We start from the raw sequence: 22,455 nt of genomic DNA, 5'->3' as shown, positions 1-22,455 counted from the left end.
TCAAGATTGCCGCTGTTACCGTGGACAGACCAACAACCCAGGAGGAGTCATGAACCATTCCCCTGAACGGGGTCAACTGCCGCTTCCGGACTACGATCACATCCCCCTCGGCACGCTTCCTTCGCGGATCCACGCCTTGGATCAGGCAGGCATCGAAGCCATCTTGGACTATGAACGGCATCACGGGGACAGGTTGCCGGTGATTCAGGTTCTGGAGAGCCGGCTGCACGCTCTGCAGGAAGGTGCTGAACCCAGTGGGTCGGTGCCGCAGGATCTCCCCGAAATGACAGAGGGCCATGCGGGGTCTCAAGTCAGCCCGGACACTGCCGGTCCGAAAATCAACCCGCCATTCCATGGTGTCTCGACGACACAGGCGCAGCCTCGCCCCTGAGCCCTGTCGGGCGCGGGATGTGAGGGAGCGTTGGGGAAAAGCCCGCGGGATGTGAGGGAGCGTTGGGGAAAAGCCCGCGGGATGTGAGGGAGCGTTGGGCTAGGGCTTGGTTTGGAGCCCTCGGAACGCCATGGTGATGACGTCGTCGGCGAGCTTTTCGGGGGACAGGGAACCGCCCGGTTTGTACCACTCCACGATGGAGTTGATGGTTCCGAACAGGAGCCTCGTTACCGTGCGCGGGTCGATGTCCTTGCGCATGGAGCCCTCGTCCTGGGCTGACGAGATCAATTCGGCAACAATGTGGTCGAAGGCGCGACGACGTTCCATCGCGTTCCGTTCGATCTCCGTATTGCCTCTCAACCGCAGGAGCAGCGTTACGAACGGCAATCGGTCCACCAGCACCTTGATGGTCTGCCGCAACACGAATTCAAGCCGTGCCTCTGCCGAGCCTTCCTTGGCCTCCGACTCGTCCAGGATGGCCTCCAACCCACCCAGGGCGTGTTCCAGAGCCAGCTTTAGCAGATCGCCCTTGGACGGGACGTGGTGGTAGATCGCCGACTTGGAGATGCCCAGGTTCTCGGCCAGGATCCCCATCGACGTGGCGTCGTAGCCGTGCTTGTTGAAAACGTCGACGGCGATCAGCAGCACCGACTGCTGGTCGTAACCGGGCCTGCCGCGCTTCGTGGGTGCTGTACTGGACATGTTGGCTAGTTTCTCATGAACGGTCGGTTGGTGCGGCCTGGCCGGACTGACCCTTGGGCCGGAGATCGTAGATCCGCCGCAGCTTCCCGCTCGAGCGCTCCAACGTTCCGGGCTCCACCACAGCAACCTCGCACGAAGAACCCACGTGGATCTTGATCTGCTCCCGCAAGGTCTGTGCCGCCGTCGAACTCTGCTCTGGTGTGACTGATTCCCGCCGCTCGATCTTGACCGTCATCTGGTCCATGCGCTGGCCTTCAGGGCGGGTGAGTTCCAGCTGGAAGTGCGGGCTCAGCTCAGGGATCCGCAGCGCAATCTCCTCGATCTGGGACGGGAAAAGGTTGACGCCCCTGAGGATGATCATGTCGTCACTGCGGCCCGTGATGCGGCCCATTCTTCGATGCGCAGGGCGGGCCGTGCCCGGCAGGAGGCGGGTGAGATCCTTGGTGCGGTAACGAACGATGGGCAGCGCTTCCTTGGTGAGGGACGTGAACACCAGTTCGCCGTGCTCGCCGTCGCCCAGCACCGCGTCCACGCCAACCACAGGGTTGAACGCGTCGATGATCTCGGGGCGGAAGTGGTCCTCCCAGATGTGGCTGCCGTCCTGCGTCTCCACCGCTTCCCCCGCCACTCCCGGGCCCATGACTTCGGACAGTCCGTAAATGTCGCAGGCTTTGATGTTCATGGTGGCTTCAAGCTCGTGCCGCATCTCCTCGGTCCACGGCTCTGCTCCCAGCACGGCGTACTTCAGGGACGTCGAGGCGGGGTCAATTCCCGCATGGATCATGGCGTCGGCGATGGTCAGCAGATATGTAGGGGTGCACAGAATCGCGTCAGGCTCGAAGTCCTGGATGAGCTGAATCTGACGCTCCGTCTGCCCGCCGGACATCGGAATGACGGTGCAGCCCAGGAGTTCGGCGCCGGCGTGGGCGCCCAGTCCGCCGGTGAAGAGACCGTAGCCGTAAGCGTTGTGGACCTTCATGCCGGGCCGGACACCCGAGGCACGCAGGCATCGGGCCACCAGTTTTGCCCAATCGGCCAGATCCTGTTTCGTGTAGCCAACCACGGTGGGGCGGCCGGTGGTGCCTGAACTGGCATGGACGCGCGCCACCTCGTTTTGCGGGACGGCAAACATGCCGAAGGGGTACTCCTGCCGGAGGTCTTCCTTGGTGGTGAAGGGGAATTTGCCCAGGTCGGCCAAATCCTCCAGGTCGCTGGGGTGGACGCCAGCCTCATCGAATTTGCGCTTATACAGTGGCACTCGCTCGTAGGCGTAGGCCACGGTGTCCTGCAGGCGCTTGAGCTGCAGGGCCTCCAGTTCGTCGCGCGACATGGTTTCTTCGCGGTCCAGGACGGCTTCATTGGAAGCTGATGCGGGCTCGGTGGCGTGCAGGGTCATGATGGTTCTCTGTTCTATTGCCAGGCCGGGTCTATGGCCCGGTGGGGTTCTGTTTCTTGGCGATGGTCCGGCTTCGCCCACGGAACTCGGCGATGAGTTCGCCAGGGGTGAAGTCGGCACCGGCGTCGGAAGTTGGCGTCGCCGCCGCGGCCGGAGTGCCGGCGTCGGCAGCAAAGATTCGGATGTCATAGAGTCCGGTACGCCCGGCGCTCGCCCGGAGGTCCGCGATGGCGGTGATCACCTGGCCTGTATAGGCAGGTTGCAGGAAGTTAATGTCGACGCCGGCGGCAACAGTGATGGTGTCCGCCTCCCCTGCTGTTGGGTTGACCGGGTTGCAGGCGAGGGCGAAGGCGGAATCGGCGAAGGCGAAGATCATTCCGCCGTGCGCCATTCCGAAGCCGTTGAGCATCTCCTGGCGGAGGGTCATCCGGATGGTGGCGTGGCCTTCACTGAGCGCTAGGACCTCGATGCCCATCCATTCGGAGGCGTAGTCGTCCTTCAGTATCGGATGGGTAATGGTGAGTTCAGCCATGCGTCATTGCCTCCAGCTTTATTTACCGAATGTTCATTAGGTAATCCCATTTGGGTGGTGGCTGTCAAGAGGTGAAAGGATGGTGGGACGGGACCAGCACAACCAAGGGTGGACCATGGCTAAAGGGATCTACGTCAGCGCAACAACTCCAGGCTCGGGGAAATCGCTCGTCGCGTTGGGCCTGGCGGACACGCTCCACAGGCACGCGGACCGGATCGGGTTCTTCAAGCCGGTAGTGCACGGCGATGACCCTTCGGCTGATCCCATGGTGGCGCTGATGAAGGCCCGCTTCGACCTGGACGATGAACGGTGCCGTGGCGGCCTGACTTCCACAGAAGTCAGGAAGCTCCTGGCCGAGGGCAACCGGGCCGAAATTGACGCCCAGTGTGTGGAGATCTTCGCGGAAATGTCCCGCCATTGCGATGTGGTGATTGTTGAGGGCACAGATCTGACAGGCCAGGATGCCGCCGTCGAATTCGATCTCAATGCCCGCCTCGCCAACAATCTTGCGGCCCCCGTCGTAGCCGTTGTGGGGGCAAAAGGCCGCACTGTGGCGGAAGCCGCTGACGCCGTCGACGTAGCCCGCAAGGAACTGGTCGCAGAGCGCTGCTCCCTCCTGGCCATCATGGTGAACCGCGCCGATGCCGGCGATCTTGAAGCCATTGCCGCAGCCGTACGTCCCGGCGCTTCCGGCCGCCCGGTCTATGTCCTTCCCGAGCTGGAGGACATCGCCCGCCCCACCATCGGGGAGGTAGCGTCCGCCCTCGGAATCCGGCAAGTGGCCGGGCGCCAGGACATGGAACGGGATGTCCATTCCAACAAAGTGGCGGCCATGAATGTGGCCAACTTCCTGCACGTGCTCGACGACGGCGCGCTGGTGATCGTTCCGGGTGACCGGGCGGACGTGATGGTGGCCTGCCTCGCGTCGTCGTTCTCGCCGGAGTTCCCGGTGCCCTCCGGCCTGATCCTCACCGGCAACCTCGCCCCGGATCCCACCATCTATTCGCTTCTGGCGCAGGCACCCTTTCCCGTGTTCACGGCGCCGCACGACACATACACCACCGCCAAGCAGGTCTCGGAGGTCCGCAGCGAAATCTGGTCCGGCCACCGCCGCAAGGTTGCTTCTGCCCTTGGCCTGTGGGCCCGGCGGGTGGACGAAACGGAACTGGTGGAGCGGCTTCACCTGCCACGCGCGGAGCGGATGACGCCGTTGCGCTTCCTGCACGACCTGGTTGAGCGGGCAAGGTCGCAGCGGCGGCACATTGTGCTCCCCGAAGGCACGGACGTTCGGATCCTGCGGGCAGCCGAGATCCTGCACCGTCGCGATGTCTGCGAGCTCACGGTGCTGGGCCGTGAAGCGGACATCCGGGAGCTCGCGGTAAGCCAGGGGATCGACCTGACCGGGATCAACGTCGTGGATCCCGTCACTTCCAGATGGCGGCAGGAGTTCGCCCGGAAGTACGCCGACTTACGGGCACACAAAGGCGTTGACCTACCCAGAGCGCTTGAGGTGATGCATGACGAAAGCTACTTCGGAACCATGATGGTCCAGTTGGGAGTAGTGGATGGCATGGTGTCCGGCGCCGCGCACACCACGGCCCACACCATCCGCCCCGCCCTGGAATTCGTGAAGACCCGCGACGGCGTCAAGATCGTGTCCTCGGTGTTCCTGATGCTGATGCCTGACCGTGTGCTGGTCTACGGGGACTGCGCCGTGAACCCGAATCCGAACGTGGAACAGCTCGCAGACATTGCCCTGGCCTCGGCCGAAACCGCAGCCCAGTTCGGGGTGGAGCCGCGAGTCGCCATGCTCTCCTACTCCACCGGCGGTTCCGGTTCCGGTGAGGCCGTGAACGCTGTCCGGCAGGCCACGGAACTGGTGAAGGCCCGCCGGCCGGACCTCGCCGTCGAAGGTCCCATCCAGTACGACGCCGCAGTGGACGCCGCCATCGCCGAGTCCAAGATGCCGGAATCAACAGTTGCCGGACAGGCCACGGTGTTCATCTTCCCGGACCTGAACACCGGCAACAACACCTACAAGGCGGTGCAGCAATCCTCCGGGGCGGTCGCCGTCGGGCCTGTCCTGCAGGGGTTGCGGAAGCCGGTGAACGACCTCTCGCGCGGCTGCACTGTGGAGGACATCGTGAACACCGTGGCCATCACCGCCATCCAGGCCCAGATGACAGCCACACAGCTTCCGGCAGACCAGTCTCTACCGCAGAACTAGCTGTTTTCGGGCTTCGCGAAGCTCTCCGGGTCCTCCTCCTTGGCCGCCTCGCCAGAAAGACCAAGGGGCGTGAGGTCCATGTCATCAGCATTCTTCTTCTCGCCCTCCGTGCCGCCTGTAGGCGGCTGGGCGGTTTCGGTATGGGCCTCGATGTTCTCAGGCGTGGTCTTGTCCGGCTGACCGGGGTCGTTCGTCATGGAAAGTTCCTCTCGGTATGGGTCAAGGCTGTCCGCCGACTGTAGGCGCCGCCCACAGGATACGCAAGGCAGCCGAATTGTGGCCGGGCGAGCCACGGAACTGCCAGCCCGGCAATTTATAGTGGGACCCAAGGGCGCTGCGCCAGGCCCCGTTTGACGCCAGACCAGTAAGCCCGTCCGCCATCCAGGCCCAGTCCGCAGCAGAACCGAAGGCTTAGGAGGCCCCGTGCTCGTCCTCGTCATCAATTCCGGCTCGTCCTCGCTCAAATACCAGGTCCGTGATGTGGAAGCAGCCAACGTGCTCACCGAAGGACTGATCGAGAAAATCGGTATGGGCAACGGAGGGGAGGGCGACGGCGAAATCATCGGCCCCAGGGACCACGCCGAAGCACTTGAGCAAGTGGACGCCGCCATCCATCAGGAACTCGGAGAGCTTGAGCTGGCAGCAGTGGGGCACCGCGTTGTGCACGGCGGCGAACGGTTTTCCGAGCCCGTCCTGATCGACAACGAGATCACCAGGGCCATTGAACGCCTCAACCCGCTGGCGCCCCTGCACAATCCGGCGAACGTGCTGGGCATCCGCGCCATCTCCAAGAAGTGGCCGGACATGCCGCAGGTGGCCGTCTTCGACACCGCCTTCCACCGCACCCTCCCCGAGCACGCTTGGCGGTACGCCGTCCCGGACGAGCTCTACACGAACCACGGCATCCGCCGCTACGGCTTCCACGGCACATCGCATGAGTTTGTGACGCAGCGCGCCGCAGCCATGCTGGATCTTCCCGTGGAAGAGTTCGACGGCGTCATCGCCCACCTGGGGAACGGCGCCTCCGTCACTGCGATCCAGGGCGGAAAATCAGTGGACACCTCCATGGGCTTCACTCCCCTGGAGGGTCTGGTCATGGGCACGCGGTCCGGAGATCTGGACCCGTCCATCCTCGTTTTCCTGGCCCGAGCCGGCTGGTCAACCGAGGATATCGACTCAATGCTTAACCGCCAGTCCGGGCTCAAGGGACTGGCCGGGAACAACGACATGCGCTCAGTAGTGGAAGCGTCCGAGGCCGGCGATGCCAAGGCGTCCATGGCGCTCGCCGTTGCTTCGTACCGGCTGGCAAAGTACATCGGCGGCTACCATGTGGCGGCCGGCGGGGCAAAGGCGATTGTGTTCACGGCAGGGATCGGCGAAAACTCCCATCAGTTCCGCGCGCTCGTCGGGGAGCATCTGGCCGCCTTGGGGATACAGCTCGACGCCGGTCTCAACCAGGTGCGGTCCAAGTTGGCGCGGGTTATCTCTGCGGCCGACTCGGCCATCCCCGTGCTTGTGGTTCCCACCGATGAAGAGCAGGCCATCGCGGAGGCAACTGCCGCCGTCGTCCGCGGTTGACCGCTGCAACGGCTCTCCGGCTTAACGTTGGGGAAACTGACCGGTAATTCTCAGCAAATGGCCCTGCTGGCGGCACAGACAGCCTGCCTATAATTGATTTCACATCCTGGCCTGAGGAGATCCTTCGGACCCGGCTGGAAGGGATTGGTTCGTTCTCTCCGGGTCGAGCAGGTGGCCCGTCAAAGATGATCGTTCGACCATGGAGGTCAAACGTGAAGTATCAACAGCCCGGGCAATTGCGTCAGTTTGGGGTCGAAGAGGAACTGCTGCTTGTGGATTCCCTCACCTTCAAGCCGGTGCCCGCCGTAGCCTCGGCCCTTGCCGGCCAACCTGCTGCCGTCCATGCGGCCTTCCTCGAACTTGAGGTCAAGCAGGAGCAGATCGAAGTGGTCGGGTCCCCGTCCCTGACGATGGCCGATGCCTTGTCCAACATCAGGCAGGGCCGGCGTCTTGCCGATGCCGCAGCATCCAGCGCAGGGGCCAGGGCTGTGGCACTGGCAACTTCCGCCGTTTCGGTGGTCCCCCATATTGTGCGGACCAGCAGGTACCTTGCCATGGAGTCCCGCTTTGGCCGGACCATGAAGGACCAGCTCACGTGCGGCTTCCACGTCCACGTGGAGGTGGGCTCTGCAGAGGAAGGCGTGGCTGTTCTTGACCGGATCCGGATCTGGCTGCCGGTTCTTCTTGCCCTGAGCAGCAACTCGCCGTTCTGGAGTGGGACCGACAGCGGTTTTGCCAGTTACCGGTACCAGCTGTGGAACCGGTGGCCGACGTCGGGACCCTGTGAGATCTTCGGCTCTGCGCCCGCTTACCGGCGGGAGGTGGCTCGGCTGCTGGACACGGGGGTTCCCCTTGACCCCGGAATGATCTACTTCGACGCCAGGCTCTCCCGGAACCACCCCACGGTGGAAGTGCGGATCGCTGACGTGTGCCTTGAAGCGGAACATGCAGCAGGGATGGCCGCTGTGGTCCGGGCACTCGTGCAGACGGCCGCGCGTGACTGGAAAGCGGGCCGGAAACCCCGCCCCGTCCCGGCAAGTGCCCTGCGCCTGGCATCGTGGAAGGCGAGCAAGTCAGGGGTGGAAGGCGATCTCATCCATCCGATCACGGGGCAGCCACGGGACGCCGCCGTCGTCGTCGCCGCGCTCTTGGACCACGTACAGAAGGCCCTGGCAGAGTCCGGAGAAGACGGTGACGTGGCGCGTGTTGTAGGGGATATCCTCGCTGGCGGAACGGGTGCGGCGATTCAGCGCCGGGCTGCGCTGGCTGCCGGTTCCCTCGCCGGGATGGTGGCCCAAGCGGTGGAACGGACGCACCGCCTGGGTGATGTCCCGCCCGAGGAAGTCTTCCAGCGGCCGATGCGGTACTAGGAACCGTCGCTGCTCCACCCCTCATCGATTGCTCCGTAGGTGCCGTTATCAGTGCTCAAAAGGGCACCTACGGAGCAATGGATAGGGGAGGGGTTACTTGAGCCCGGCTCCGGGAAGCAGCTCGTTGGCTCCGAGGGAATCGGCGATGAAGGCATAGTCCCAGGCGCGCTCTCGCCACTGGACGTACCTGCCGGAGGCTCCGCCGTGCCCGCCCTCCATCTCGATCTTCATCACGATCGGCTCGCTGCCGGTGGTGACCTCGCGCAGGGCCTGAACCCACTTGGCCGGTTCCACATACAGGACACGCGTGTCGTTGAAGGAGGTGACCGCGGCGATCTTGGGATACCTGGCCGCGCGCACGTTCTCATAAGGCGCATAGGACTTCATGTAGGCGTACGCCTCGGGATCCGTGATGGGGTTCCCCCATTCCTCCCACTCCAGGGCGGACAACGGCAGTTCCGGATCCAGCACGGACGTGAGGGGATCCACGAACGGCACCTGCGCCACCACTGCCGCATACTTTTCCGGTGCGAGGTTGGCCACGGCGCCCATCAGGAGTCCGCCGGCCGAACCACCCAGCGCAGCAATCCTTGCCGGGTCCACCCAGCCGGAGCCCGCGAACCAGTCAGTGGCAGCGATGAAGTCAGTGAAGGTGTTCTTCTTCCGGAGCTTCTTGCCGTCCTCGTACCAGTGCCGGCCAAGCTCACCGCCGCCACGGATATGGGCGATCACAAAGACGATCCCGCGGTCCAGGAGGGATAAGCGGGCAATCCCAAATCCCGGATCCATGCTCATCTCGTACGAGCCGTAGCCGTACACCAGCCCGGCGTTGCTGCCGTCCTGCTTCAGTGACGCGTGCCTGAGCACTGACAGCGGAATCCGGGTGCCGTCGTCGGCGATTGCCCACTCCCGGGTCGCCACATAGTCAGCGGCGGAGTAGCCGCCCAGCACCGGGCTTTCGCGACGGAGCAGCAGTTCCCCGGCCGGTTGTTCCGCCGTGGGAAGCACAAAGTCATAGACACGCGACGGCGTGAAGTAGGACGTGTAGCCCAACCGGATCACGGGCGCCTCGTAGTCGGAGCCGCCCACCCCGGCCGTGTACAGCTCCTCATCGAACGCGGGCTCTACGGGAGCGCTCTGCGCCGGAGTCCCCAGACCCGCCAGGGGCAGGACCTGGACGCGTTCGATGGTGTCCTTGCGGACCGAGACAATGAGGTGAGTTGAGGTGACGCCGGCACCGTTGACGCGGACGTCGTCGGAATGTTCGACGACGGCGGTCCAGTGCTGCTCCGACAGCGGCTTTGAAAGTTCGGAAGGGTCGACGAGCGAGACCATGGAGTTCACAGCGTTGCGGTTATGCGTGACGAGGATCTGCTCTGTGCGGGCACCCGAGGCGTCTTCGAGCAGGAATGGCTCGGCCTCGTACAGGACGCGTTCATTCCTCGAGACGACGGTGGTCAGTCCGGCGTCGTAATCGTCGAAGCGCAGGAGCCGGGTTTCGCTGTACTCCGAGCAGCCGATGCTCAGCACGAGGTGCCGCCGGTCAGCGGAGAGCTCAAAGCCCAACCACATCGCGGCGTCGTCCTCCTGGTAAATAATGGCGGCCTGTTCCACGGGGGTGCCCAGGATGTGGGCCTTCACCTGGTACGGGCGCCAGGAATCATCCACCACGGTGTAGAAGACCCGGCTGCCGTCGGGGGAGAAGGCAACGCCGTAGAACACGTTCTCAATGACGTCGGGCAGCATCTCGCCGGTCCGGAGATCCTTCATCCGCAGGGTGAAGCGTTCGTCGCCCGAGTTGTCCACCGCGTAGGCGTAGATGTTGCCGTCCACAGTGACGGCTGTCCCGCCGACGGAGAAAAAGGGCTGGCCTTCGGCCTCCAGATTCCCGTCCAGCAAAATCTCCTCGCCGGGGATCTCAACGCCGGCTTCCACCTCGGGAGGGGTCCAGTCGGCCACGGGGTCGCCGGTATTGCTGGCGAGGACACGGCACGAAATACCGTACTCCTTGCCCTCAACAGAGCGCGTGTAGTACCACCAGCCGTCTTTCCGGTTGGGTACCGACAGATCCGTCTCCTGGGTGCGGCCCTTGATCTCGTGGAAGATGGCCTCGCGCAGGGGTTGCTGGTGGGCAGTCACCGCTTCCTGGTAGGCGTTTTCTGCCTTCAGGTGCTCCACAACATCCGCGGATTCCTTGCTCCGGAGCCACTCATAGTTGTCCACGAACGTGTCACCGTGGTGGGTGCGTTCTGTGGGGACTTTCCGGGCAACGGGCGGAGCGGCGACGGTGGTCTGCAGCGGAGTTTCGGTCATTCCAACAATCTACCGCCACGTTCCGTTGTGCGCCTCCGGCCGGGCAGGGTTCCAGCTGAGGGCTGAAACCCTGGTCTCTGGCCTCGAAAAACTAAGCGGGCTTGGCGTAGGTAGCCGCGCTCATGATTTCGTACCCCACGAACGTCTCGTCATTTTCCACCCAGGCATCGTGCCCAGGAGGAATGGCATAGGCGTCGCCGGCATGGATGGTGGTGCGTGTCCCGTCTTCCAGCTGAACGGTGAGCGTGCCGGCCGTGCAGAAGCCCAGATGGTTGCTCTGGCAGCTGTCGGTGTGGACTACCGTCTTGACTGTTTCGGACCAGCGCCAGCCGGGCTCAAAGGTAAACCTGCCCAAAGTGGTGTCGCTAATGTTGACGACGTCTACTTCGGTCTTGGGTGGGCGGCGCTTCTCATCCGGTTCGTTGAAGGACTTTGATTCAAGAGCCTTGACTGTTACTACGGGCATTTCAGTTCTCCTCAAGAGGGAGCGGCAATAACTGGTCCTCCGGAGGCCCCTGCCGGGGTGCTCCGGGAATGCAGGCTCCGCAGCGTCTTTCGAGGCAGAGCCGAACTCCGGCGACTGGCGATATCAGGGTGCTCCCGGGGATAGGCAATGTCAATAAGTGGCGTCCGGGTGTTTCCCGATGCCAAACCCAACGGCGCAACTCTTTGACGCATTCCGGTATCAATATGACGGCGAATGTTGCGTACATCACATTGTGCTGTTTAGTGTGGGGTTCGGTCGCAGCGTCGCGGCCACCCATGGAGGGGGATTCCATTGAACGACAAACTTCGAGTACTGGTCCGCGTTGACCTGGATTGCGGACAGGCCGAGGTGGCCGCCCAAGGTCATGTGACCGCCCAAAGCATCCAAGCACTGTACGTGGTTGTGAAGCGAGCCAATCATCTTAGGGAAGGGCTCGACGTCGTTGTTGACGTCAGCCACGCAAGGGTAGACACAGCGGCCCTGGAGCAGCTCCGCGAGTGCTCCAAAACCCATCACCTGCCAGCCTCCATTGATCCGTTCCAGTCCGAGTGCAGACTCCGCATCGTGGCCCCCGCAGTGGAAAAACCCCTGGTGGCCGTCTCCAACGCCGGGAGGCGCACTATGGCGGGACGCCGCTTGCCCGCTTTGGCAACGGCCGCCTGAGAAACACTCCCTGCCGCTGGAAAGGCGGCAGGGATGCGTCGTCCTGGTTTCCGTTCCGGAACATGTCATGCCCCGGATGCGTTGGTATTGGAGGCTTCCACCGGGAGGCCTGCTTCTTTCCACTCGGGAAATCCTTCCTCGAGCCGTGCGGCCTTCATGCCGTGGCGAGTCAGAATTCGGACGGCGTTGTCTGCATAGACGCAGTAAGGCCCGCGGCAGTACGCAACAATCAGCCTGTCATTGGGCAGTTGGTCCAGCCGAGTCTCCAGCTCCTTGATTGTCACTGACGCCGCGCCTGCAATGTGGCCGGCCCGGAACTCTGCCTCAGGACGGACATCGATGAGCATCAGGTCGCCATCGCCGATCCGTTCACGCAGTTCATCGCGGGTCATGGTGGTCAGGCTGGACCGGTCTCCCAAGTAGGACGTCGCAAGATCGTCAAGCTCGGCAAGGTGCTCAACGGCCACGTCCCGGACGGCTGCCCACAGTCGGATGACAGCTGGGCCGCTGAGCGAGTAGTAGATCCTCGTCCCGTCGCGCCGGCTCTTGACGAGCCCCGCGCGCAATAGCAGTTGCAGATGCTGGGACGTGTTGGCGATGCTCTGGCGAATTTCACGTGAGATCTCATCAACCGGACGCTCACCCTGTGCAAGGACGTCCACGATCTCCGCGCGTCTTCCACTGCTCATGACCTTGGCCACGGATGCGAAACCGTCGAACAGTTCCTTCTTAGCGTCGTGGCCGCCTGGGGTGCTGCCCATGCTCTTCTTGTGCCTGCTCATTGCGTGTCCCTCGATACTATTCAAGTAACTCCTTGACAAGATACGCCGGTCAGGAACAAAATTCAAGCATCTACTTGAATATGCCCGGAGTTCCTCCGGCCCCCTGGTGTCATATCGAAAGAGGCGAACCGTAATGGAGGAAGTGCAGACCGTCCGCAACGACGTAGAAAATTTGATCGAGGCTGGTCTGAGGAATGCGAGAGAGGCTGTGGATCGCGCTGACCTGGAGGCCAAAGTCAAAGGTGTTTACCGTCAGGTGGCCTTGGCACCGGAGGGGACGTATCACTTTGAGCTGGGCCGCTCCCTGGCGGAACGCCTCGGCTACCCGGTGCCACTGCTCGACGCCATTCCTACCGGTGCCGTGGAGTCCTTCGCCGGAGTGGGCTATTTCTTTGACCTTGCCCGGCTTTCCCCTGGTGAAAGGGTCCTCGATCTGGGAAGTGGCTCCGGAACGGATGTCTTCGCTGCGGCGGTCTCTGTTGGGCACGGTGGATCCGTTATGGGCCTGGATATGACGCCGGAGCAACTCCACAAGGCAAGCGGGTTCCTAAAGGGCGGAGCATTCCCCACTGTGGACTTCAAGCAAGGTCACATAGAAGAGCTGCCATTCGAAGACGCCAGTTTCGACGTCGTCATCTCCAACGGGGTGATCAACCTGTCTCCGGACAAGGTAGCCGTGTTCCGCGAGGCTGAGCGGGTACTGCGAAAGGGCGGACGGCTCGTCTTTGCGGACATCGTTACCAGCAGGCCGCTGACTCCCCAGATTGTTTGTGATGCTGACCTATGGGCTGCATGCGTAGGTGGTGCTGAGCAGATGGATGTGTATCAGCAGCTGATCACCGACAGCGGGCTGCGGCTGGGGGAGCAAAAGAGGAATCCATACGAATTCCTGTCCGGCAGGGCCCGCAAAGCAACTGACAGGTTTGGCGTAATGAGCCTCTCTTTTGCGGCGACCAAGGGCTGATAGGCCTCCTGAAGCTCTGGACGTCAACGAATGAAGGTGTCCCACACTCAGGGCTGGTGAGGGCAGGGAGACCACATCCTGATGTCCTTTTCGACGCCCTGGCTGCCCGCACTGGCAGCGGCGGCCTGACGTCCCCTTCCCTGCGGCGGAAAGGCGGCAGGGGGTTAATGTCGCTTGTCTGGTATCCCTGAGCTACGTTTGCCTCATGACCTGCAGCAAAGAACGACAGGTCTAGACTCGTGACACGAACGAGAGTTGGGGGAGAACATGTCTATTCAGAGCACCCAAAACAGGACGCCTGTTAAAAGAATCAATCGGCTGGCCGTTGGGTCACTGCTGTTGGCAGCTGTGGCCGCTGGAGGGATGCTTCTTTCCAGCGTTGGCGTCATAGCTGTCTTCGCCGTAGGAGCAGGGCACGTAGCCATCAACCAGATCAACTTGCGAGACGAACGGGGCAAAGGCCTGGCGCTGGCCGCGTTGGTCATTGGCTACGCTATTGCCACCTTCGCCCTGGTTTCCATGATCTACTTCGCGGTGGTGTTGGCCCAGCAGCCAGCGCCGTTATGAATGGGAAGACGGAAAACTCCAAGCACTAATTCCCAGCACTTAACCCATTGGCGGCGATATACTCGCCGATCCTGCCCTCGGACAGGGCGGCGCCCACAGCAGCGGTGGCTGCGGGATTCTGCAGCACTATGGACTGACCGTCAGCGGAGAAGCCCGTGCCGGCGGTCGGCAGGGTGAAAAAGATGGTGTTCTCGGGTCTTGTACCCCTAAGGCTGTAAGCGAGGCGGCCGAGCTCTGCCAGGTCCGCCGAGGGGTCGAGGGTGACGTGCGGCGCAACCGCCACCACCATATCCCGGGCCTTGTTGGGCTCCGCCAGCCAGCTATAGTTCAGGGCCTGGGCCAAGAGCGAGCGCAGGAAGGTCTGCTGGTTACGGACCCGCTGGTAGTCGCCGTCGGAAAATGCGTAGCGCTCCCGGAGGAACTGCAGGAGCTGCGAGCCGTAAAGCTTGTTGATACCGGCAGGAAAGTGATCCCGGGCGTCATGAGTGGACGTGAACGGTATAGGGACGTTCACCTCGACCCCTCCCAGTATTTCGGCGATGTGCTTAATACCGTCGAAGTCAACCATGATTGTGCGATCGATCGGGCTGTTCAGCAGGGTGCTTACAGTGTGGTGCACCAGGGGCACGCCGCCTATTTCAAGGCTGGCGTTGATCTTCGACCCGCCATAGCCCGGGATGTCCACCCAGAGGTCCCGCATCAGCGAGATGCCATAGATGTGCTGCCTGTCGGCAGGGACGTGCACCAGCATCAGGACATCTGCACGATGATCAGCCCGCTGCCCTGTGAACCCCCGCTCGGCTTCCGCCGCACGGGCGTCGCCGCGGATATCGCTGCCGATCAGGAGGATATTCATCGCCACCGGGGGCGGCTCCGGCGGAGGCGGGGGTGGCGGTGGGGGTGCAGGAGCAGGCGTGGGAGTTGGTGTGGGGGTTTCCGTGGGGGTTGACGTTACCGTCGGGGAAGGCCCGGGACTCGCTGTGGGTTGCCGGTTGAAATAGAGGGCCGCGCTGATGACGCCAAGTACCAGAACGAAGGATATGGCCAGGGCAAGGAAAAGTTGAGGCCGCCCTTGCATGTTAGCCGGGTTCGTTCCACCCCTTGCAGGCTGCGGGTCATGAGATTCTTCGGTCATGATTCCTCCCTGGAATCAGTTTCCATCCCCGAGGCCCTTTTCCGCTACGTAGTCGCCCAGCGAGTCGTTGCCGAGGGCCGCGGCCATTGCCCTGATTGCTGATAGGTCCGGAACCACAATCGACTGCCCATCCCCTGACCGCCCTGTTCCGGAAGTGGGAAGTGTAAAGAAGACGACGTCGTCCTTGCGAATGTCGCGGAGGCTCAGGGCCAAGGAACCTACTGTGGCTGCATCGAGCCCGGCATCCACGCTGATATACGGAGCGGTGACGTCGAGCAAGTTGTGCACCAGCATTGGATTCCCCAATGTGCCCGCTGAAAGCGCTTTGCCAACAACGGCGCGGAGGAACGCCTGCTGGTTGCGGACACGCTGGTAGTCACCGTCGGAGTAGGCATAGCGTTCCCGGACGAAGGCCAGGGCGCGTTCGCCGTTGAGCTTGTTCTTTCCGGCACTGAACTCAAAGTGGTCGTGATAGGACGTAAAGGGCTTGTCGATGGTCACTTCCACACCCCCCAGCCCGTCGGTCAATTCTTTAAATCCTGCAAAATCGATCATGGCAACGTGATCAATGCGCTGCTGCAAGAGATCTTCAATCGTTCGCACCATCAGGGGAACGCCGCCGAATGCGAGGGCAGCATTGATCTTGGCAGAGCCGTTTCCAGGAATTCTGACCCAGAGATCCCGCATGAGGGAGATGGAATAGACGGTGGAGCGATCAGCGGGGATGTGGAGCAGCATGATGGTGTCTGCGCGCTGGTTGGAAGCGGATCCAGAACTGGCCGTTTCAAGTACTTCGTTGCGGCTGTCGGAGCCCAGCAACAGGATGTTCACCGGTGCACCTGTTCTGATGGGACTGGCCAGGTTGCTTATGCCTGGGCCGGCAGGATTGGTCGAGCTGGGGCTGTCCGGGTCGTTGGGGCGTGTCCCTTGTGGCGCAGTACCGGGAACCGCCCTCGGAGGAGGCCGCAGGGACTCGTCCGGAAAGACATCCTCGATTTTGGTGGTCTTGGAGTCATAGATGCGCCCGAGGTTGTAGACGTAGGTGCCCGATGCCGTGAGGACGAGGATGAGGGCCGCAAGCGTGTAAAGGAGCGCTCTTCGTCTTCTTGTGGATGCCTTACCGATTTTCTTGCCGTGCGCAGAGGGGGAACCTGCAGAATCAAATGGCTCTGCGGTTTCGTCCCATGCGCCAGGCGGGGGTGCCATGAGGGGGACGCTACCACCTCTGAAATCCGCGGAATATAGGTACTTTTCGGCGCAGAAAAGCGAGTACCTGTACCTGTTTTAAGCAAGTAGTGCATCCACCTGCTCAGCGTCCAGTGGGGCACGCCGGACTAGAGGCCAAGTCAATGTCCCCTGGTGGCGGGCTCGCCCGCAACGGCATTGACCCTGGCGTAACGCAGGATGGTCTGGATGGCCGGCGCCAGCTCATCCTCCATCCGGCTGTAGTAATCCGCGCTGCGGCGGTACGGATCCACCACGTCGTTGTCCTTGGGGTCTGCGGCCAGGGCGAGGTGCCGGACGGATGCGGCCCTGGTTGGGAGGTCCCGCCACAGCTGCTTGTTGTCCGGGTACGACTTGTCCGGGTACGACGACGGCGTCCCGGCCTCACGTCGCGTTCGGCCTGGCCGCTGCTGGTCGCCCCGCTCTTCCAGTACCTCGAGCATCCGGGCGAATTCCCGGATGGTGAAAGTCCGCTTCAGCAGCGAGGGGTCCAGTTTGAGGACTTCACCCCGGTGCGCGGTGGACATAGTTAGCACCAGGTCTGTGTCGCGGAGGATTCCTGGTGTCAGCTGGCGTGCCGCGAAATGCAGGGCGTTTCCTCCGTACGCGGTGATTATTTCAGCGGAAAGCGGCTGGATGGGGTCCCCCACCATCGCTCTGGTGCCGGCGCTTCGCACTTTGAATCCGCCGGGAAGAACCTGGTCGAGCCCGGCCTGAAGCAGCCGTTCCGCCACGGGCGAGCGGCAGATGTTGCCGGTACAGACGGCTAGGATTCGGACGGTTGCTGGTGCGGGCGTTTCCAAAGGCGAGGGCTTCTTCCGGAGAGCGGGTAGATCGGCTGATCCCTGAACTTCAACTTAACACGCAGGAACGCAGTCGGCACGTGCCAAACCGCCCCACTTGGGTAGTCCCGGCGTGATCAGTTGCTTGACGCTTCCGGACGGTTCCGCATATCCTGAACGAACGGTCGGTAATTATTTACTGATGTTCGGAATGCATAGGAGCAACCATGGCATCGCAGATTCTGCAGTCAGAGCAGGACGAGGGCGCCCTCGAGGCTGAAGGCAAGGCCTACTTTGACCGCATCATTTCAGAGGACTCCCGGATTGAACCCAGGGATTGGATGCCGGCGGGCTACCGCAAGACTCTGCTGCGCCAGATTTCCCAGCACGCCCACTCGGAGATCATCGGTATGCAGCCCGAGGCCAACTGGATTTCCCGCGCGCCAAGCCTCAAACGCAAGGCCATCCTGATGGCCAAGGTCCAGGACGAGGCAGGCCACGGTCTCTACCTGTACTCCGCTGCCGAGACCCTTGGCCAATCGCGTGACCAGATGATGGAGGACCTGATCGCGGGCAAGGCCCGTTACTCATCGATCTTCAACTATCCGGCTCTGACCTGGGCGGACATGGGTGCGATCGGCTGGTTGGTGGATGGTGCCGCCATCTGCAATCAGGTTCCTTTGTGCCGGGCATCCTACGGACCGTACGGGCGGGCGATGGTCCGCATCTGCAAGGAGGAATCCTTCCACCAGCGCCAGGGTTTTGAGATTCTCCTGGAGCTGTCGCATGGAACGCCGGAGCAGAAGCAGATGGCCCAGGACGCAGTGAACCGTTGGTACGCGCCGTCGCTCATGATGTTCGGCCCTCCCGACGACGACTCCCCCAACTCCAAGCAATCCATGGCCTGGAACATCAAGCGTTTCAGCAATGACGAGCTGCGCAGCCGGTTCGTCGGCATGATGGTGGAACAGGTGAGAGTTTTGGGGCTTACGCTGCCGGACAGTGAGATCCGTTTCAACGAGGAAACGAAGAAATGGGAACACGGCCCCCTGGACTGGGATGAGTTCAAGGAAGTGCTGAACGGCCGTGGCCCCTGCAACGCGCAGCGCCTTGAGCGCAGGCGCGAGGCCCATGACAACGGCGCCTGGGTGCGCGAAGCAGCCGCAGCCTACGCGGAAAAACAGAGCCGCAAGCAGGCAGAGAAGGAACTCGCAGCATGAAACCCCACGGTAATCCCGAGATGCCGGACAGCGCCGGCGGCGGGCAGGACTCGTCGTCGTCCGCCCCAACTGAGGCGTCACCAGAGGCCACGCCCCAGACTCAGACCCGGTCTCAGACGAGCCAAGGCCATCGCAGCGCCTGGCCTCTGTGGGAAGTCTTTGTGCGCTCAAGCCGTGGCCTGTCGCACGTGCATGCGGGGTCCCTGCACGCGCCGGACGCCGCCATGGCCCTGCGCAACGCCCGTGATCTCTACACCCGCCGCAACGAGGGCGTCTCCATCTGGGTAGTCCCGGCTGACGCCATTGCCTCAAGCGATCCCGATGCCAAGGGCGCGTTCTTCGAGTCACCCCAGGGCAAGGATTACCGCCACGCCACGTATTACACCAAGAGCGAGGGCGTGAAGCACCTGTGAGTAACGAGTCAGCCACCCGCATCACTCCCGGTAATGCGCTGCGCCCCGAGGACATTGCGCTTGAGGTCAACACCGGCCTGGTTAAGCCCGGCGAAGATGCAGCTGAATATGCGCTTCGACTGGGCGATGATGCGCTGATCCTCGCCCAGCGCCTGGGGCACTGGATTTCACGCGCCCCTGAACTGGAAGAGGACGTGGCTCTGGGCAACATCGCCCTCGACCAGTTGGGCCATGCCCGATCCTTCCTCAGCTACGCCGGGGGAGCGTGGGGCAAGAGCGAGGACGATCTCGCCTACTTCCGCAGGGAGCCCGAGTTCCGCTCCGCCCACCTCTTCGAGCAGCCCAACGGGGACTTCGCAGTCACCATCGCCCGCCAGTTCCTGGTGAGTTACTACCAGTTCGAGCTGTACCGCCGGCTAACCGAGTCCGCCGATTCCACGCTTTCCGCCATCGCCGCGAAGGCCGTGAAGGAAGTGGACTACCACCGCGACCACAGTGCCCAATGGGTACTCCGGCTGGCCCTCGGCACCGAGGAATCCCGTGAGCGGATCCAGCACGCCTTCAAACTTATCTGGCCCTACGTTGATGAGCTCTTTCACGACGATGAGCTGACCACGCGCCTGACTGAAGCCGGCGTCGCCGTCGAACCTTCCAGCCTGCGCGGCGACTTTGACCGCCTCACGGCTGAAGTCCTCGCCGAAGCCGAACTGGAGGCTCCGGAGGTTCCGGCAGCGCCGGGCGGCGGACGGCGGGGACGCCACTCCGAACACCTGGGCTACATCCTCGCTGAAATGCAGGTTCTGGCCCGCGAACATCCGGGGGCGAAGTGGTGACGGCCGTAATGGAGCAACGGACCCAGACGAAGGAACAGGAACGGGCCCGGCAACACGCCTGGAGCATCGCCGCGACCGTCTGCGATCCCGAGATCCCGGTGCTCACCATCGAGGACCTCGGCATCCTCCGGGACGTCGAAGTAATAGAGGGAAGGGAGCCCGACGGCGGCACTCGCCAGACCGTCCGGGTCACCATCACGCCCACGTACTCGGGCTGCCCGGCCATGGACGCGATCCGTGACGACGTTATGTCAGCGTTCGCCAAAGAGGGCTACGCCGACGTCAAAGTTGACCTGGTGCTTTCGCCGGCGTGGACCACGGACTGGATGAGTGAAGCCGGCAGGGCGAAGCTGCAAGAGTATGGCATCGCGCCGCCGAGTGGTCGGGCCGCGGCGTTGCGGCATGGCGGCCCGGTAAGGCTGACCCTCGCCGTCAAGTGCCCTCAGTGTTCCTCGCTGAACACCAAGGAACTCACCCGCTTCGGTTCCACGTCCTGCAAGGCCCTGTACGTCTGCCAGGACTGCAGGGAACCGTTCGACTACTTCAAAGTTTTGTAAGGAACAGGTGTCCCATGACTGTTGTCCGCCAGACTGCCGCTGAATCGGCCGCAGCCACCGGCCGCCGTCGTGCGTCCTTCCACACCCTGACCGTGACGGAAGTCCGCCGGCTTACCGAGGACGCGATCGAGGTGTCGTTCGGGGTGCCGCCGGAACTGGCCGGGCAGTTCGACTACCTCCCCGGCCAGTACGTGGCGCTGCGAACCACCCTGCCGGATGAGAAGGGCGAGCCGCACGAGGTCCGCCGCAGCTACTCCATCTGTGCTGAGCCGCGGACCTTTGAGGACGGCAGCAGCGAGATCCGGGTGGCCATCAAGCAGGACCTCGGCGGGCTGTTCTCCACTTGGGCGAATGCAGAGCTCAAGCCGGGGGACACGCTGGACGTCATGAGTCCCATGGGTGCTTTCGTCTCCCGGCACGGCAAGGATGGCAAGGCCGTGGAGCAGAAGCTGATGAACTCCATGAACAATCCGGTGGAGATGGCCGGCGAGCGGGATGGGCAGCCTGGCAACTTTGTGGCCATCGCTGCCGGTTCGGGGATCACTCCAGTGATCGCCATAGCCCGCACCCTGCTGGCCGCGCATCCGGACACCCGCTTTGACCTGATTTATGCCAACAAGGCCGCGATGGACGTGATGTTCCTGGAGGAGCTCGCGGACCTGAAGGACAAATACCCGTCCCGGCTGGCGCTTCACCATGTGCTGTCGCGGGAGCAACGGATCGCGCCCCTGATGACCGGCAGGATCGACGCCGGGAAGCTTCAGGCCCTGCTGGGTACCGCGATCCATGCGGACGACGTCGATGAATGGTTCCTGTGCGGGCCGTTCGAACTCGTGCAGCTGTGCCGGGACACCCTTGCCGAGCGCGGGGTGAAGCCTGAGCACATCCGCTTCGAACTGTTCACCTCCGGCAAACCCGACCGTCCCGAGGGCAACGCCGGCCGTCCCGTGGTGGCGGACGAGTCCAAGGAAACGTACAAGATCACGTTCAAGCTGGACGGTTTGCAGGGCGAGGTGGCGAGCCCTACCCATGCCCGTGAATCCATCCTCAACGCGGCCCTGCGCGTCCGGCCCGACGTCCCCTTCGCGTGTGCCGGGGGAGTCTGCGGCACCTGCCGGGCCAAATTGGTCAGCGGAAGCGTGAACATGGACGAAAACTACGCCTTGGAGCAGGATGAACTGGACAGGGGCTACGTCCTGACCTGCCAGTCGCACCCCACGACGCCGGAAGTCACCGTGGACTTCGACGTTTAGTTTCGCCGCCTCGCCAGCCGAGCCCGGCCCTTCAACGCCCGCTGAACCCTCAAGGAGCCCGATGATTTCCCTGTCCACAGCCGACGGTGTTGCCGAGATAGTGCTGAATGCCCCGCACAAGCTGAACTCGCTGGATGAGCAGGCGCTCCGGGATCTCAGTGAAGCGTACGACGACGCCGCTGCCGCCGCCTCCGGAGGGGACGTGCGGGCGCTGCTGTTGCGGGGGGAGGGACGCGCCTTCTGCGCGGGACGTGACATTTCCGGCGTAACGCCTGAGACGGACGACGCCGCCGCGTACCTGGGCGGGCTGGTGCAGCCGCTGCTGAAGAAGATGAGCGCATTCCCGGCTCCCACGTTTGCGGCCGCCCAGGGCGCCTGCCTTGGCGTGGGTTTGGGCCTGCTGCTGGCAACGGACGTGGTGTACGTGGCGGAGGATGCCAAGTTCGGCTCCCCGTTCGCGAAGCTTGGCGCCACCCTGGATTCCGGTGGGCACTGGTACTTCACGGAACGGCTCGGAATGCACCGGACGCTGGACCTCATCTACACAGCCGAGCTGATGAGCGGAGCGGACGCTGTGGCCCAAGGAATGTTCAGCAGGGCCATACCCAAGGGTGAATTGCTGGAGAGTACCCGCCGGATAGTTGCCGGCGTAGCGTCGGGGGCCACCGGAGCTTTCAACGTTAGCAAGGAATTGGTGGCGCATATCCGTGACGAGAGGCTGGGACTTTGGGAAGCCATGGAAGAGGAGAACGCCCAACAGGCCCGGTTGTGCAAGACGGCTGACTATGCCGAGGGGTTCCGCGCTTTCCAGGAAAAGCGGGCTCCAAACTTCAAGGGAACAGGGGTCTGAGTTCGTTGGCTCGGGGGCTTGGGCTCGTTGGCTCAGGGGCTTGGGCGGGATTAGGAAAATGATTGTGAAAATAGGCGAGACCTTTTGAGGACCCGCCACATTAACCAGATGTAGGACCCACGGGGCGCTCCCATTGGGGGATGAAGGAAGAACGGCCTTCATTAGTGGTTGAGCGCCCCAGGGTCCTTCTGTATCCCGTCCCCTTGGAGCGGAAAG

General features: G+C 62.9%; 23 protein-coding genes. 13 read left to right on the top strand and 10 right to left on the bottom strand.

The genetic code is table 11. From position 1 onward, the window contains the following. Window positions 1–49 precede the first annotated feature (49 nt). Entirely contained in the window at window positions 50–391 is a 342-nt protein-coding gene (locus MU551_RS07865; RefSeq protein WP_247042243.1) for a DUF8129 domain-containing protein, read from the top strand. A 99-nt stretch (window positions 392–490) separates the two neighbouring features. Here the strand turns inward: MU551_RS07865 and MU551_RS07860 are convergent, their stop codons facing one another. From MU551_RS07860 to MU551_RS07850, 3 genes are read right to left on the bottom strand one after another with little or no spacing between them, the layout of a single operon-like run. After that, complete coding sequence (locus MU551_RS07860; protein WP_247042241.1) at window positions 491–1,093, bottom strand: TetR/AcrR family transcriptional regulator; 603 nt, start codon at window positions 1,091–1,093, stop codon at window positions 491–493. A 13-nt stretch (window positions 1,094–1,106) separates the two neighbouring features. Then, complete coding sequence (gene paaK / locus MU551_RS07855) at window positions 1,107–2,489, bottom strand: phenylacetate--CoA ligase PaaK (RefSeq protein ID WP_247042239.1); 1,383 nt, start codon at window positions 2,487–2,489, stop codon at window positions 1,107–1,109. A 31-nt stretch (window positions 2,490–2,520) separates the two neighbouring features. Then, window positions 2,521–3,021, bottom strand: a complete 501-nt coding sequence (locus MU551_RS07850) for a hotdog fold thioesterase (protein WP_247042238.1) — start codon at window positions 3,019–3,021, stop codon at window positions 2,521–2,523. 115 nt (window positions 3,022–3,136) lie between these two features. Between MU551_RS07850 and pta the strand changes: the two genes are divergently transcribed. After that, entirely contained in the window at window positions 3,137–5,248 is a 2,112-nt protein-coding gene (gene pta / locus MU551_RS07845; RefSeq protein ID WP_247042237.1) for a phosphate acetyltransferase, read from the top strand. On the opposite strand, the gene MU551_RS07840 is transcribed toward pta, so the two are convergent. Further along, entirely contained in the window at window positions 5,245–5,445 is a 201-nt protein-coding gene (locus MU551_RS07840; RefSeq protein WP_247042236.1) for a hypothetical protein, read from the bottom strand. The two genes, pta and MU551_RS07840, sit on opposite strands and share 4 nt — an antisense overlap. A gap of 226 nt (window positions 5,446–5,671) precedes the next feature. Here MU551_RS07840 and MU551_RS07835 point away from each other — a divergent pair, with 226 nt between their 5' ends. After that, window positions 5,672–6,826, top strand: a complete 1,155-nt coding sequence (locus tag MU551_RS07835; protein ID WP_247042235.1) for an acetate kinase — start codon at window positions 5,672–5,674, stop codon at window positions 6,824–6,826. Window positions 6,827–7,038: 212 nt separating this feature from the next. Then, on the top strand, window positions 7,039–8,196 hold the full coding sequence (locus MU551_RS07830; RefSeq protein ID WP_247042234.1) for a glutamate--cysteine ligase: 1,158 nt from the start codon (window positions 7,039–7,041) through the stop codon (window positions 8,194–8,196). Window positions 8,197–8,289: 93 nt separating this feature from the next. Here MU551_RS07830 and MU551_RS07825 read toward each other — a convergent pair whose 3' ends face one another. Together MU551_RS07825 and MU551_RS07820 are read right to left on the bottom strand one after the other, a co-directional pair. Then, on the bottom strand, window positions 8,290–10,509 hold the full coding sequence (locus MU551_RS07825; protein WP_247042233.1) for a S9 family peptidase: 2,220 nt from the start codon (window positions 10,507–10,509) through the stop codon (window positions 8,290–8,292). Window positions 10,510–10,600: 91 nt separating this feature from the next. Beyond that, window positions 10,601–10,975 (bottom strand): cupin domain-containing protein, encoded by a 375-nt coding sequence (locus MU551_RS07820; RefSeq protein ID WP_247042231.1) that lies wholly within the window; start codon window positions 10,973–10,975, stop codon window positions 10,601–10,603. Window positions 10,976–11,287: 312 nt separating this feature from the next. Here MU551_RS07820 and MU551_RS07815 point away from each other — a divergent pair, with 312 nt between their 5' ends. Further along, window positions 11,288–11,659, top strand: coding sequence for a hypothetical protein (locus MU551_RS07815; RefSeq protein ID WP_247042229.1), 372 nt, complete (start codon window positions 11,288–11,290; stop codon window positions 11,657–11,659). A 65-nt stretch (window positions 11,660–11,724) separates the two neighbouring features. Here MU551_RS07815 and MU551_RS07810 read toward each other — a convergent pair whose 3' ends face one another. Beyond that, window positions 11,725–12,441: an ArsR/SmtB family transcription factor gene (locus MU551_RS07810; RefSeq protein WP_247042227.1), complete on the bottom strand. Its 717-nt coding sequence runs from the start codon at window positions 12,439–12,441 to the stop codon at window positions 11,725–11,727. Between the two features lie 133 nt (window positions 12,442–12,574). Between MU551_RS07810 and MU551_RS07805 the strand changes: the two genes are divergently transcribed. Together MU551_RS07805 and MU551_RS07800 are read left to right on the top strand one after the other, a co-directional pair. Further along, the gene (locus MU551_RS07805; protein ID WP_247042225.1) at window positions 12,575–13,405 is read left to right on the top strand and encodes a methyltransferase domain-containing protein; all 831 of its coding nucleotides are present in this window, start codon (window positions 12,575–12,577) and stop codon (window positions 13,403–13,405) included. A 267-nt stretch (window positions 13,406–13,672) separates the two neighbouring features. Beyond that, complete coding sequence (locus MU551_RS07800; RefSeq protein ID WP_247042223.1) at window positions 13,673–13,972, top strand: DUF4190 domain-containing protein; 300 nt, start codon at window positions 13,673–13,675, stop codon at window positions 13,970–13,972. Window positions 13,973–13,997: 25 nt separating this feature from the next. On the opposite strand, the gene MU551_RS07795 is transcribed toward MU551_RS07800, so the two are convergent. The 3 genes from MU551_RS07795 to MU551_RS07785 all read right to left on the bottom strand — a co-directional run bounded on the left by MU551_RS07795 (window position 13,998) and on the right by MU551_RS07785 (window position 17,134). Further along, the gene (locus MU551_RS07795) at window positions 13,998–15,107 is read right to left on the bottom strand and encodes an LCP family protein (protein WP_247042221.1); all 1,110 of its coding nucleotides are present in this window, start codon (window positions 15,105–15,107) and stop codon (window positions 13,998–14,000) included. A gap of 15 nt (window positions 15,108–15,122) precedes the next feature. Continuing rightward, window positions 15,123–16,313: an LCP family protein gene (locus MU551_RS07790; protein WP_247042219.1), complete on the bottom strand. Its 1,191-nt coding sequence runs from the start codon at window positions 16,311–16,313 to the stop codon at window positions 15,123–15,125. 140 nt (window positions 16,314–16,453) lie between these two features. Continuing rightward, window positions 16,454–17,134 carry an arsenate reductase/protein-tyrosine-phosphatase family protein gene (locus MU551_RS07785; RefSeq protein ID WP_247042217.1) on the bottom strand — a complete coding sequence of 227 codons (681 nt, stop codon included), beginning with the start codon at window positions 17,132–17,134 and terminating at the stop codon, window positions 16,454–16,456. A 206-nt stretch (window positions 17,135–17,340) separates the two neighbouring features. Here MU551_RS07785 and paaA point away from each other — a divergent pair, with 206 nt between their 5' ends. The 6 genes from paaA to MU551_RS07755 all read left to right on the top strand — a co-directional run bounded on the left by paaA (window position 17,341) and on the right by MU551_RS07755 (window position 22,239). Beyond that, window positions 17,341–18,333, top strand: coding sequence for a 1,2-phenylacetyl-CoA epoxidase subunit PaaA (paaA, locus tag MU551_RS07780; RefSeq protein ID WP_247042215.1), 993 nt, complete (start codon window positions 17,341–17,343; stop codon window positions 18,331–18,333). Further along, window positions 18,330–18,746, top strand: a complete 417-nt coding sequence (gene paaB / locus MU551_RS07775) for a 1,2-phenylacetyl-CoA epoxidase subunit PaaB (RefSeq protein ID WP_247042207.1) — start codon at window positions 18,330–18,332, stop codon at window positions 18,744–18,746. The genes paaA and paaB overlap by 4 nt, the downstream gene beginning before the upstream one ends. After that, window positions 18,743–19,579: a 1,2-phenylacetyl-CoA epoxidase subunit PaaC gene (gene paaC / locus MU551_RS07770; protein ID WP_247042205.1), complete on the top strand. Its 837-nt coding sequence runs from the start codon at window positions 18,743–18,745 to the stop codon at window positions 19,577–19,579. Before paaB ends, paaC begins: the two co-directional genes overlap by 4 nt. Before the next feature lie 8 nt (window positions 19,580–19,587). Then, the gene (gene paaD / locus MU551_RS07765; RefSeq protein WP_247042385.1) at window positions 19,588–20,136 is read left to right on the top strand and encodes a 1,2-phenylacetyl-CoA epoxidase subunit PaaD; all 549 of its coding nucleotides are present in this window, start codon (window positions 19,588–19,590) and stop codon (window positions 20,134–20,136) included. Between the two features lie 14 nt (window positions 20,137–20,150). Further along, complete coding sequence (paaE, locus tag MU551_RS07760) at window positions 20,151–21,389, top strand: 1,2-phenylacetyl-CoA epoxidase subunit PaaE (RefSeq protein WP_247042202.1); 1,239 nt, start codon at window positions 20,151–20,153, stop codon at window positions 21,387–21,389. Window positions 21,390–21,450: 61 nt separating this feature from the next. Further along, the gene (locus MU551_RS07755; RefSeq protein WP_247042198.1) at window positions 21,451–22,239 is read left to right on the top strand and encodes an enoyl-CoA hydratase/isomerase family protein; all 789 of its coding nucleotides are present in this window, start codon (window positions 21,451–21,453) and stop codon (window positions 22,237–22,239) included. Window positions 22,240–22,455: the final 216 nt, after the last annotated feature.

This window comes from Arthrobacter rhizosphaerae (genome assembly GCF_023062595.1).
GTDB lineage: Bacteria > Actinomycetota > Actinomycetes > Actinomycetales > Micrococcaceae > Arthrobacter > Arthrobacter rhizosphaerae.
This window is presented reverse-complemented; position numbering and strand designations above follow the sequence as displayed.